This is a genomic window from Paraburkholderia atlantica (genome assembly GCF_000092885.1).
Classification (GTDB): Bacteria; Pseudomonadota; Gammaproteobacteria; order Burkholderiales; family Burkholderiaceae; genus Paraburkholderia; species Paraburkholderia atlantica.
Genome location: NC_014119.1, coordinates 973,853 through 985,965 on the forward strand (window position 1 = coordinate 973,853; position 12,113 = coordinate 985,965).

Here is a 12,113-nt window from a genome sequence, read left to right on the forward strand (position 1 = left end):
GACAGTGCATATCCAGCCTGTCCGAACCGGGGGAGCCGCTCATGAAGAAGGTCATACAGCGCTTTGCCGTCGCCGCGATGTTCAGTGTTGCGAGTGACTTCGTCTGCGCGCAAGCGTTCGAGTGGGCTGGGACTCAGCCGGCTGTCGCCGCGCGAGCGTTGCTATTCGCGCAGGCCGGCAAAGACGCGGGCACCGAAGGCGGGGCGGGCACGGCAGCCCAGTCGGGCACGCCACCCGGCGAGCTGAGCCGCGACCAGGCGAACCGCGAGCAGGCGGGGCGCGCGAACCAGGCGGCTCAGCACGGATCGCGCAGTCAGCAGGGCGCGAGCGCGCCCCACGGTGCCAGCAGCGCGCGCTAGCGGCGACGCGGCCCGGCTGCCGCCGTCGCCGCTCGTGCTCGCGATTCCACCATGAGAGACGAACCGGTCTGGTTCCTGCTGATCGGCGCGCTGCTCACGTTCATGGCGGTCGCGCGCGGGCCGATCCGCCGCTTGCCGCTGACCGGCGCGATGATCTATCTGCTGGTCGGCGTGGCGGTCGGGCCGGCCGTGTTCGGGCTCGTCGGTGTCGATTTACTCCGCAATACCGTGCTGCTCGCGACGCTCGCCGAAGTCGGGCTCGTCGTTTCGCTGTTCTCGATCGGCATGCATCTGCGCGTGCGGCTGCGCAATCCGTTGTGGTGGTTGCCGCTGCGGCTCGGCGGACCCGCGATGATCGTCACCGTCGCCTTGATGTTCGGCTTCACCGCTTTGTTGACCGGACGCACGGACGGCGCGGCGTTGTTCCTCGCGGCAGCGCTCGCACCGACCGACCCGGTGCTCGCCAACGAGCTGCGCGTGACGCAGGCCGGCGACGACGAACCGGTGCGCTTCGCGTTGTCGGGTGAGGGCGGGCTCAACGACGGCGCCGCCTATCCGTTTGCGGTGCTGGGCCTGACGCTTGCCGGCGCGAGGCTGTTCGGCTCCGGCAGCGGCGTGCATTTCGCCGGCTCGGTACTGTGGGGAATCGTCAGCGCGCTCGTGATCGGCTGCGTATTCGCGATCGTGTTCGCGCGCGCGATCTTTTTTCTGCGCACCCGCTACGGCGAAGCGATCGGTCTCGACGGCTTTCTCGCGCTAGGGCTGATGGCGACGTCGTACGGCGCGGCGCTGCTGCTGCACGCGTACGCGTTCGTCGCGGTATTCGCGGCGGGCGTCACCGTGCGTCACGAGGAATTGCGTTCGACCGGCGACAGGAACCCGTCCGAAGTGCTCGACGAAGTGCAGCACGGCGAACAGGCCGATGTCGCAAAAGATCCGGAAAAGGCGCATGCGATCCTCGCCGAGTCGATGATGGGCTTCACGCGCGAAATGGAGCGGCTCGCGGAGTTGTCGCTGATGCTGATCATCGGCTGCGTCGTGTCCGCGCATTGGCGCGAGATGCTGGACGTGCGCGCAGTGTTGCCCGCGGTGTTTCTGTTTTTCGTCGCGCGGCCGCTGTCCGTCGTCGTCGCGATGATGGGTGCCCGCATCGACAACAGCCAGCGGTATCTGATGGCATGGATGGGGATTCGCGGTGTCGGCGCGTTTTACTACCTGATGTTCGGCCTCGAATACGCGCGCGGCGCGATGACGCCGCTGCTGCCCGCGGTGCTCGATGCGATCGTGTTGTCGGTGCTGCTGCATGGGTCGACCGCGAACTATCTGTTGCGGCGGTATTTCGACCGGCGTCGATGAATGAAGCGACGGGCGCGATGGCGTGCGTTTGGTTGTCGCGCGGCGCTCCGGCTGGGCTCCCGTTTGCCGCTCCTTGTATCGCAATGTATCCGTGCCGCCCGCAGATACGTGCGCATACCAAACCCGCTGATCCAGACACATGCGGGATACGTCGGCGCGTTCAAATACGTCCAACGCAAGTTCGCCCCGGATTTGCAGACCTGAATATCACTGGATCAACAGGAGTAAGCCACCATGACCCGCATCGAAAACGTGCTGTACACCGGCAAAACCCACACGACCGGCGGCCGCGAAGGCGCCGCGCGCAGCTCGGACGGCCGTCTCGACATCAAGCTGTCGTCGCCCGGCACGTCGGGCGTTGGAACGAACCCGGAGCAGTTGCTGGCCGCCGGCTGGTCGGCGTGTTACATCGGTGCGCTCGGTTTGGCGGCGCGCGCGCTGCACCTTTCGTTGCCTGCCGATACGAGCGTCGATGCCGAAATCGATCTCGGCACCACCGATGGCGCCTATTTCCTTCAGGCGCGTCTGTTCGTCAGTATTCCCGGTGTCGAGCGTGACGTGGCGTGCGCGTTGATCGAGCGCGCGCATCAGACCTGCCCGTATTCGAAGGCGTTGCGCGGTAATGTGGATGTGCAGACTACGCTCGTTTGAGCGTCGGTCGGGGTAGTTGTGGCGGGGCCGCGCTGAAGCATCGGGCGCGGCCCCGCCTTTCTGTTACGCGCCGCTTCCTTCCACGCGGTCGCGCAGAGCCGATCGAGTTCCGCGCCCGTGAGCCTCGCGCAGCGCGGATCGCTACGCCGCAGGCGCAACCGACGCTCCGGCGATCCCATGCCGGGCGAGCGATGCCGCCACGAAGCCCGACGCCTTCACCTCTTCGACAAACGAACGCAGCGCCTGAGCCGCCGCTTCGCCGCGGCTCTTCGGAACGCCCATCGCCTGCCGGATCACCATGAAGCGCTCGTCGAGCAGCCGCAGCCCGGCCGTTTGCTTCGCATCGGCTTCGAGTTGCTGCTTCACGCCCGCCGCCACTTCCAGCTGCTGCTCGATAAATGTCGGCACGACACTCGGCGAACTCGGCGCGCGCACGATCTGCGCGGCTTTCAACTCGCGTGTGAGGAACAGATCGTACGCGCTGCCTTTGCCGACGACGACCCGGTTGTGCGGCTGATCCACGTCTTGATTCGACCGCACCGGCGAGTCGTCGCGCACCAGATAGAAGCCCTCGATCAGTACATACGGCGCGGTGAATTCAATCGTTTCGCCGCGCGATGGATCGATCGCGAAGAAGCCGAAATCCGCGCGTTCCTCGCTGACGGCCTGCACCGATTTGGCGGCCGTATCGAACACCACCAGTTCCAGTTCGACGTCTAGTTTCGCGGCGAACGCGCGCGCGAGATCGATCGATACGCCGAACGGCTCGCCAGACTGGTCACGGCGATTGGCGAGGATCGGATTGCCGAGATTGATCGATGCGCGCAGCTTGCCTGTGGGCGTGAAGGCGGCGGAGACGGAGGGGTCGATGGTCATAAAGGTTCTCGTGGCGACCGCCTTCAGGGCGAACAGCGGTCTCAGGGTTCAAGGATTTCGCTGATGCGCGACAGCGCGTCGAGCGTATGCAGCAGATGCTCGCGCATCGCTTCGGACGCTTCTTCGTTGCGCTCCTGCTCCAGCAGTTCGAGCAGATGCAAATGCTGCTTCGCGTGTTCGACGTAGCGCTCGCGATGCTGCATCGAGCGATACGACAGCAGACGGCGCACGCGGTTCACGCGCCGGATCGTGTCGATGAAAAAGCTGTTGCCCGAAGCCTCGACGAGCGACTCGTGAAAGCGCACGCCGCGATCGTGCAACTGGTCGGCGGTATCCGTTTCGATGCCGCCCGCGAGCAGATGCTTCTCGACCTCGCGACACCGCTCCAGCACCTTGCGTTCGAGCCGGTAGCCGGGTTCCAGCAGCGCCGCCGGTTCGAGCGCGAGCCGCAGCCGGTACGACTTCAGGAGACTGTCGGGCGTGGTCAGCATCGGCGAGAACTGCCAGCCGTAGCCCGGTTTGCGTTCGGCCCATCCTTCCCGCGCGATGCGGCCGAGCACGGCGGTCAGTTGCGCGCTGGTCAGTCCGTAGCGGGTGCGGATCAGCTGCTCGGAGAATTCATCGGGCAGTTCGTTTTTCAGGCGGTCGTCTGCGATCTGGAAATAGGCACGCGTGACGACGTCGGCCTCGGCAAGATGCAGTTCGTCGACCACGTCCGCAAGAGATTCGGAGAGCGGCTTCGCGACGAAGAAGCCGCGATTCTTTTCCCGCGTCAAGATGCCTTTCTCGTGCAGCAACGCCAGCGCTTCGTTCACAGGGGAACGTGAGACGCGCAGACGGTCGGCGAGCATCTGTGCGGGCAGGTGCGCGCCGGCGTCGAGTCCTTCGCTCTCGATTAGCTCGACGATCTGCCTGGCGATGGATCGATCGATCATTTGGGTTGCCTTCGGCCGCAACGTCAGCGCAGCAGCGGTGCGATTTCGAGCCTGCTGCCTCGCCGAACGCTTTTGCAGTGTCAGCGGGATTACGTCGCCTGAACGCAATAGCGTGTGTTCGAGGCGCATTCCACGGCCGCGGTTGCATCGATCGGTTGGATGGTGCCATTCGCGCGCACGGCGCGTACCAGCAGCTTGCGACGAGGCGATGGCGTGCCGGTGGGGGCGTCAACGTCGAGCTTATCACTCGGTTGCAGGTCGAGGGTGTTGCTGCGACGGACTCGTCGCTGATGGGTAAACCGTCGATACGAACCCTGCGGGTCTAAGGCTCATCTGCCGCTGGAAACGTGTCCGGGATTTGCCTCAAAACCTTCGTTCAGGCTCATTTGCCGCTGGACAATGCTCATGACACAACGGCATCGTATTTCCTACGGATGGCACGTCGATTGAAACGTGGAAGCTAAGAGCAAATGTTGCATATCGCTAACGCAAACGTCTCGTTAGCCTAACGCTGCCGGGGTATGTGTTCGCAGCCTTTTCAGCAGCCGAACGGTGTGTGAGCCTTGCATTACTCAAAAGGGACAATTCCCCGTCCGCCAGACGGTAGTCCATCGCGGACATTTCTTGCGGTTGATTTTAGATGGCCTACGATTAACATCACGTTAGCAAAGCGCGTATGGATTAGTAAATCGAGGCGAGAAGTCGCGGTGCGCCGTCTGCCCGATGCTAACAGCAATATTTGCAAGAGGTGGCTACATGAAAAGCGCACACAAGGTTATCGACGCTTCTCGGCTCGTCGCAGCTTTGATCCTCGCCTGCATGGCGGGCTCGGGCGCACAAGCGCAAAGTTCGAACGCGGCACCGGCTGCGGCATCTGCACCGGGTCTTGCAGTAGCCGCTCAGGCGTCGTCAAACGCACAGGACCCATTCCCTCATGGCCCGCACCCGTCTGGCGTCGGACCGAAAGTGCCGCCAGCCTCCGCCCTCGATGGATCGGACGTAGACAAACAGAACGGCGGAGACAAGATCAATCCGAATAATTTCCGCGACGATCGCGGGCCGGCGGCGGATACGCCGTACCAGGCTCCCGAAGCAGCGACTGCCGCTACATTGAGCCGGACACCAGGGGCCGTCGCCGCGCCGACCTTTACGACGACCGACTGGCCGACATTTGGTATGAACAGGCAGCGGACTGGGTATAACCCAGTCGAGACGGTGCTCACCCAGACCAACGTGACGACGTTGGTACAGCACTGGAAGTCACCTGTCCTGGACGGTGCCATCCTGACTCAGCCGGTACTGGCTACCGGGGTAATGATCAACGGGGTGCCAACCGATATCGTCTATGTTGCGACAGAGGGGAACACTACATGGGCGCTGAATGCCGCGACAGGGAACGTCATTTGGAAAAGCGCTCCTATCCCTCAAGCTATCTTGACGAAGAACTGCACCGGGCTGTTCCAAGGCAAGATCGGGGTGCAGGGCACGCCCGTCATCGACCATGCCAACAACCGGATTTTCGTTGTGAGCGGGCGAGGCTACCTGCATGCGTACAACCTCCAGACCGGCGCGGATCTCCCGGGCTTCAACCTGCTACTTCTCGACGCAAACAACGCTACTCCAAGAACGATGGTCTATGGCGGCTTGACGCTCAGTCCCGATGGTTCGTCGATATACGTGGCGACAGCCGGCGACCCCTGCGATACGGAGCCGTACCATGGACAGGTCGTCCGCGCGTCCACCACCAATCCAGCTGCGATTCTGCAACGCTGGTACCCAGACGGCGCAACCGGGCCAGATGGGGGCGGTATATGGGGTGTGGGAGGCGTATCGATTCCGCCTGATGGGACGGTCGTCTATGCACTCACGGGCAACGCATTCGCCATTCCGGAAAATGCCGCGTTCGCGGAGCACCTCGTGAAGCTCACGCCGACCCTGGCGGTAGCCGCGTCGAACTCGCCGCTTAATCCGCCCAGCACGGACTCCGACTTCGGCGCTACAGCAATGCTCTTCCAGCGTCCCACCTGCCCGACGATGCTCGCGGCCTACAACAAGTCCGGCAGCCTGTTCATTTATAACCGAGCCACTATTCAGCAGCAGGGCCCCATCGAAAAGTTGACGATTTCCCAGAGTTCAGAAGAGGGCAGCAACATAGGCCTCCCTGTATTCGACCCGGTGCTGAATCGGCTTTACGTCGTGTCCCCTGCCGGTTCGGGGAGCAACAACTTATACAAACACGGGGTCATTGCATTCTCGATCGACAGCAACTGTACTGTGAACCCCAAACCCGTGTGGCAGGCGCAAGTCGGCTTGAACCAATCCGCGTTCAACCCGGCTATCCCGCCCGTCGCCGCAAATGGTGTGGTGTATTACGCAGACGGTTTGGGCAACGACTTTTATGCATTGGATGCAGCGGACGGGACCATACTCTTCCACGACAGATACACGCCAGTTCAAACCGGCGAGGGTAACTTCGCGTCGCCGATGGTCGTGAACGGGCAAGTCTTCGTCGCTGGTGGCGATCACGTGGTTCATGCCTATGGCCTCTGACTGCTAAACCCGTTAGCACACGCGCCTCGAACGGCGGCGCTTTCCGTCACCACTGGCGCTCGCGCAACGCGGCTTCACGCTTGCCGGACTCAACGCCTGGCTGGAGGGCATAGAGATCCCGGCGCGCGCGCCGCATCGCGCCGTCGCGGTGACGCGCGCGAGTCGACGTTGCTCTCGCCCGCGCAAATAAAGGCTCCCCGAGCTTCTAAACGTAGCGCGAGCTGGGCACCATGATAGCCATGGCGCCCACCGCCATCACTGTCGCGGAATTGCGGGTCGAGCCCGATGCGCTACAGGCGTTCGCGCTCGAACAGAACGCTTCGCGCGCTGTATGCTCAAGATCATGACCGGTCGTCGGCCCGAAGCGTGGGTAGCGTCATGGGTAGGAGGCGGTCGTGAGCGGTGGGAGTGGCACGTAGCGACGCTTTCCGGCGGCAGCCGGCAACTGCTGCCCTCCGCCATGATGGTGGCGGATTTCAGCGCACTGAAATGTCCGATAACTCATAGAACTTCCTCCCGGCAGTTGTTTGCCTCAATACTTGAAGTAACCGTTCGCCGCCGAGAGGTGGGGCGACGCGCTATGGAATGCGACTTCACATCATCGTTGCTTGTACTATGATGAACCGGCGTGTCCCTGTCTTGTCTCTTTAGTAGCCGCGATCGGTGCTGCGACCTGATCCGCGGTTATTAGCATCGGCACTGTTGGTGTTCGTAAATTCGTGATGTAGACGACGCCAGATTCAGTGTGTCCCGATACTCGCATGTATGTTCCTTAGGCAACGTGCTCGTCGGCACCTACGAAGGAGTAGCATGACTGCATCCCGTTCTAACGCGGCATCGAGGCGAGTCGCTATTCTGGTCCTGCTCTGTCGGGACTACGCAGCGCTCGAACTAACCCTCGCCAGCCACATGGCGTACCGGCCGACAGGCGTCGAGTTCATCCTGCTTCAGAACTGTCGGGGCGGCTATGACGCGGAACGCACGCTTGCCGTCGCGCGGCGCTACGCACGACTTTTTCCGGGCATCGTTCGGGTCGTCGACGACATTCCGCCTGGCCCACCTTATCGCACGATCAAAAAACTACTCTCGCAGCCGGCATTCGCCGAAATCGACTTGATCTGCAAGGTGGACGACGACGCGTTTCCGATCGCCGGCGGGTGGCTCGACAAGATGCTGGCCACCTACGACGCGGCGGAAAATGAAAGCCCGAACGAGCTTGCCTACGTCACTCCCCTCATCAACAACAACAACTGGGGCTTCCCTGAGGTGATGCGCGTGATGAACCTGGAGCGCGAATACTTCACGAGCCAGGCGCATCCGCATTTCGTCGGGGCCGACGGGGACAAGCGCTTTCCGCTGCGAATCATCCCTGCGGAGCAGATCGAGATCGGCACCAATGGCACGATATGGGGCTATCCGCACATCGCGCGCTGGCTACATCAACGGACCACGCTTCAACCTGATGCTTTCATCGCTGCGACTCGGGACCTCGAACCTTGCGAAGTGCCCGCAGCATCGCGCTATTCGATCGGCTGCATTCTTTTTCGCAAGCGGTTATGGGACATGATCGACGACGGTGGGCAAGATGACGAGCACATGATGCATATGTATTGCGCGCGGAACGGGCTGAGAATCGTCTGTGCGCGCAGCGTGCCGTTCGTGCACATGGCGTACTTCACCCAGCGCGAGGAGAACCGCGACATCGTCGATGCCGCTCGCGCGCTCTACGACGGGAGGCTTGGCCATCCCTTCCCGATTTCACTCTACGCGGACCGTGAACGCGATATCGAAGCGCGGTTGCGCTGGCTCGAAGACCACCCGCCGCAGGCCACCAAGGGGACGCTTGAAGCGTCGAAGCGTGTCAGTCGCGCGATCTATCGGCGAGTGCGCACGCTGTGGCAAAACGGTCGCCGAGCATGGTATGTCGTGACTGGCAAGCGCGATGCGACGAGCAGCCGGAGCTCTCCGTCACCATGACGTCTTCTATTGCTTCATGAGAAGCCTCCATTGCCGCTGACCCTGGGAAATGCGTCATCTGGCACATAACGCAGAGCATGCGCTGCTATCTATCGAATCGAGTGCGCGCAGCGCTTGTTCATGGCTCAGGCAGTTACCTTCCGTCGAGGGCATCCGGGTCAGGCTGCACGGATTAAGATCGTTGCATAAAAACTTCTTGCAGGAATGCAGGCGATTGGGTCTAACGGCCGGCTGTTGTGAGAACGTCAGGATCGCCGTGGCGACGCTCTCACACCGGTTTGTAGATATTTATTGGCATACTTGCCTGATCCACTATCGGAATGCGCCAATACCTCACCAATTTGTGCCGGTCCCTGACATTGGTGCAGCGAAGCATGTACAAATTCCTAGAGTACTTCGTTTCCTAGCCGCACCTGGTCGACCTTTCCCGTGATTGCGCCGCAACGGCATTAAGCCGTTTTACCGGATCAATTGTCTGCTTATTTCAGTTCCTGGCGATTCTGGTGGACCCAGACGACCGGCATTTCAGGTCGGCCCACAACGTTTTTTGCGAAACAAGGGCGACGACAGCAGCCCCGATCGCTCCGGTGAAATCGCCGCCGGAGGTCTTGCGCAACAGAATCGCATTCCCTGGAAGCTCGTCAGAGCATCGACAACAAAGGTGGCGTTTACTGACGAGCCGCGCGGTCGCGAGAGCAGGCTGGCAAGCTGGTTGCTTGATACCGGAGTTCGCCAGGAATTTGAAATCTATTTTAGGTGCTTATTAATGACAGTGATGTCGAGGTCCGCGAAAGTCCGCACTGGTCTGGCGATGCGTCACTGTTGTACGACTCGGATGAAATGCGTGGCGCACCGTAAACGAGTCGTGCGGCGATGGCTTCCTCGGACGAAGAGTCGGGGAGCCGGTAGCAAGGCCCAACCGGCGTCGGCCTGATCAGGTATTCGATTCCGCGGAGACCTTACTCGCACTCTGCCCAGGGGATATAAAGATGTGTCTCCAAGCGATCCTTCATCGATGTATTGACAACGGCTAACTCATGACGAGTCCACTCCGACACAACATCGTTGCGCTGTCAGTTCTGCAAGCAGCCAACATGCTGCTGCCGCTTGCAACATTTCCCTACCTGTTGCGTGTTCTGCGTCCGGAACACTTTGGTGCGTACGTCTTCGCGCAAGCCTTAGTTGGTTATCTCGTGCTGCTGACGGACTACGGTTTTAACTGGTCAGCGACTGCTCACGTCGCACGGGTCCAAAAAGATCGGCACGCGGTATCGAAGATCTTTTGGGCGACGCAAGGCGCAAAGGCGCTTATCGCTGTGGTCTGCCTCGCCATCCTGCTTATAGCGGCTTTCTTCGTAGCAAGATTGCGCGAACTGCTGCCGGTTCTGCTCGCTACCTATCCGGTTGTTATCGGAACGGTCCTGTTTCCACAGTGGCTTTTCCAGGGCCTGGAGCAGATGACGTTTACTGCGGTCTCCACGTTGAGCGCGCGCGTGCTACTGCTTCCGCTAACGTTCTTCCTGGTGCACTCGCCGGCCGACACGTGGATCGCGTCGCTCATCAGTTCGATGAGCGTGATTGCTGCCGGAGTCGTCGCATCGATCCTGATCGCAAAAAACCGACTGATCATCCCCTTGATGCCGAGCATGGCGGACGTCATCGAAGCGCTTCGTGAAGGCTGGCACATGTTCATTTCCACGGCCGCGATCAGTCTGTACACAACCACTAATAGCGTGTTGCTTGGATTTATTGCGGGAGACGTCGCTGTTGGCTACTTTGGCGTAGCCGACAAGATTCGGAACGTCGCCCAGGCGCCGCTCGTACCGTTCGCCAACGCAATTTACCCGCGCGTGACGGCGCTCTTTTCCGAAGACTCCGAAAAGGCGTTTGGGCTGGTGCGCAAGATGCTCTACCTGGGGGGCTCGACCATGTTGCTGGCTTCGGTCGCGCTCTGGGCCGGGGCCGATTTGATCATTCGCATCGCCGTGGGCCCTGGGTACGAACCAGCGGTCATCGTCCTTAAGTGGATGGCCCTCCTGCCGCTGCTCATCTGTCTAAATAATGTACTGGGCGTTCAGGTGATGCTGCCGCTCGGCATGAAGAAGAGAGTCAGCGAGATACTGGTCGTCTGCGGCTTGATCAACCTTGCCCTGCTCGTGCCTCTTGCATCGGCTTACGGCGCTCAGGGCGCGGCAATGTCAGTGCTTGCCACCGAATTTCTGGTTACGGCCTTAATGGCTCTCCACCTGATCAAATGCAAGATTCCGGCTTTTTATACGAGGATGCGCAGAGATGAAGTATGACTTCCTTATCGTAGGCGCCGGCTTTGCAGGCGCGGTCTGTGCCGAACGTCTGGCGGCAAGCGGCAAGCGTGTGCTAGTCGTAGACAAGCGGAATCATATTGGCGGCAATGCATATGACCGTGAGGATGAGAACGGTGTGCTGATCCATCCGTATGGTCCGCACATCTTTCATACGAACAGTAAGCGGATATTCGAATACCTGTCGGGTTTTACCGATTGGCGCTTCTACGAGCATCGCGTAAAGGCTTATGTCAACGGGGATCTGTATCCGATACCGATCAATCGCACGACGATCAACAAGCTATATGGCCTCGATCTGAGCGAGCAGGACACGATAGCGTTCCTTGAGTCGGTACGTGAAGCGCGAGAGGCCAATACGACCAGCGAGGACGTGGTGCTGAGCAGCGTTGGCCCGGATCTGTGCGACAAGTTTTTCCGTGGCTACACGCGCAAGCAATGGGGACTCGATCTGTCTGAATTGTCTGCGGGTGTCGCTGCGCGAATACCAACGCGTTCGAACGACGACGACCGGTACTTCACCGATACTTTTCAATTTATGCCGGCGCACGGCTACACCGCGATGTTCGAAAAGATGCTTGACAGTCCAGATATCGACGTGCGTCTGTCGACCGACTATGACGAGGTGAAAGCGAATATCGAATGTGGACACGTTGTGTACACTGGACCGATCGACGCGTATTTCGGGTATCGGTTCGGCAAGCTTCCGTACCGCAGCCTCCACTTTCAACACCAGCATCTGAACGACGTGGAGCGTTTTCAGACGACGGGTACCATCAACTATCCGAACGATCACGAATATACGAGGATTACTGAGTTCAAGCACCTGACCGGGCAACGGCATCAGGGGACTTCGATTGTAAAGGAGTATCCGCGAGCCGAAGGCGAGCCGTACTACCCGATTCCACGCAAGGAAAACGAGGCATTGTTCATGCGCTACAGCGCGCTCGCGGAGACAGTTACCGATGTGACTTTTGTGGGCAGGCTGGCGCAGTATCGCTATTACAACATGGACCAGGTCGTTGGTGCGGCGCTCAAAGCAGTAGAAAGACTCGTGTAAAGGAGCAGTAGTAAAGAATGCTCTGACT

General features: G+C 60.5%; 9 protein-coding genes. 7 read left to right on the top strand and 2 right to left on the bottom strand.

The features are described 5' to 3' along the window. Nucleotides 1-41: 41 nt before the first annotated feature. From BC1002_RS31985 to BC1002_RS31995, 3 genes are all read left to right on the top strand, one after another. The gene (locus BC1002_RS31985) at nucleotides 42-359 is read left to right on the top strand and encodes a hypothetical protein (RefSeq protein WP_013094113.1); all 318 of its coding nucleotides are present in this window, start codon (nucleotides 42-44) and stop codon (nucleotides 357-359) included. A 51-nt stretch (nucleotides 360-410) separates the two neighbouring features. Continuing rightward, nucleotides 411-1,715 carry a cation:proton antiporter domain-containing protein gene (locus BC1002_RS31990; protein ID WP_013094114.1) on the top strand — a complete coding sequence of 435 codons (1,305 nt, stop codon included), beginning with the start codon at nucleotides 411-413 and terminating at the stop codon, nucleotides 1,713-1,715. Nucleotides 1,716-1,949: 234 nt separating this feature from the next. After that, complete coding sequence (locus tag BC1002_RS31995; RefSeq protein ID WP_013094115.1) at nucleotides 1,950-2,366, top strand: organic hydroperoxide resistance protein; 417 nt, start codon at nucleotides 1,950-1,952, stop codon at nucleotides 2,364-2,366. 141 nt (nucleotides 2,367-2,507) lie between these two features. Here BC1002_RS31995 and BC1002_RS32000 read toward each other — a convergent pair whose 3' ends face one another. After that, a complete protein-coding gene (locus BC1002_RS32000) occupies nucleotides 2,508-3,242 on the bottom strand; it encodes an ABC transporter substrate-binding protein (RefSeq protein WP_013094116.1) in 735 nt (244 codons plus the stop codon). Nucleotides 3,243-3,283: 41 nt separating this feature from the next. Then, entirely contained in the window at nucleotides 3,284-4,177 is an 894-nt protein-coding gene (locus BC1002_RS32005; RefSeq protein WP_013094117.1) for a GntR family transcriptional regulator, read from the bottom strand. 756 nt (nucleotides 4,178-4,933) lie between these two features. On the opposite strand from BC1002_RS32005, the gene BC1002_RS32010 reads away from it, so the two are divergent. From BC1002_RS32010 to glf, 4 genes are all read left to right on the top strand, one after another. Next, the gene (locus BC1002_RS32010) at nucleotides 4,934-6,727 is read left to right on the top strand and encodes an outer membrane protein assembly factor BamB family protein (protein WP_013094118.1); all 1,794 of its coding nucleotides are present in this window, start codon (nucleotides 4,934-4,936) and stop codon (nucleotides 6,725-6,727) included. An 810-nt stretch (nucleotides 6,728-7,537) separates the two neighbouring features. Beyond that, nucleotides 7,538-8,704, top strand: a complete 1,167-nt coding sequence (locus BC1002_RS32015) for a hypothetical protein (RefSeq protein ID WP_013094120.1) — start codon at nucleotides 7,538-7,540, stop codon at nucleotides 8,702-8,704. A 1,037-nt stretch (nucleotides 8,705-9,741) separates the two neighbouring features. Further along, nucleotides 9,742-11,007 (top strand): flippase, encoded by a 1,266-nt coding sequence (locus BC1002_RS32020; protein WP_013094121.1) that lies wholly within the window; start codon nucleotides 9,742-9,744, stop codon nucleotides 11,005-11,007. Then, nucleotides 10,997-12,085 carry a UDP-galactopyranose mutase gene (gene glf, locus BC1002_RS32025; RefSeq protein WP_013094122.1) on the top strand — a complete coding sequence of 363 codons (1,089 nt, stop codon included), beginning with the start codon at nucleotides 10,997-10,999 and terminating at the stop codon, nucleotides 12,083-12,085. The genes BC1002_RS32020 and glf overlap by 11 nt, the downstream gene beginning before the upstream one ends. Nucleotides 12,086-12,113: the final 28 nt, after the last annotated feature.

Coding starts and splice junctions, on each gene's coding strand:
- BC1002_RS32010 (WP_013094118.1), top strand. CDS start 4,934: ATGAAAAGCGCACACAAGGTTATCGACGCTTCTCGGCTCGTCGCAGCT.
- BC1002_RS32015 (WP_013094120.1), top strand. CDS start 7,538: ATGACTGCATCCCGTTCTAACGCGGCATCGAGGCGAGTCGCTATTCTG.
- BC1002_RS32000 (WP_013094116.1), bottom strand. CDS start 3,242: ATGACCATCGACCCCTCCGTCTCCGCCGCCTTCACGCCCACAGGCAAG.
- BC1002_RS32005 (WP_013094117.1), bottom strand. CDS start 4,177: ATGATCGATCGATCCATCGCCAGGCAGATCGTCGAGCTAATCGAGAGC.
- glf (WP_013094122.1), top strand. CDS start 10,997: ATGAAGTATGACTTCCTTATCGTAGGCGCCGGCTTTGCAGGCGCGGTC.
- BC1002_RS32020 (WP_013094121.1), top strand. CDS start 9,742: ATGACGAGTCCACTCCGACACAACATCGTTGCGCTGTCAGTTCTGCAA.
- BC1002_RS31985 (WP_013094113.1), top strand. CDS start 42: ATGAAGAAGGTCATACAGCGCTTTGCCGTCGCCGCGATGTTCAGTGTT.
- BC1002_RS31990 (WP_013094114.1), top strand. CDS start 411: ATGAGAGACGAACCGGTCTGGTTCCTGCTGATCGGCGCGCTGCTCACG.
- BC1002_RS31995 (WP_013094115.1), top strand. CDS start 1,950: ATGACCCGCATCGAAAACGTGCTGTACACCGGCAAAACCCACACGACC.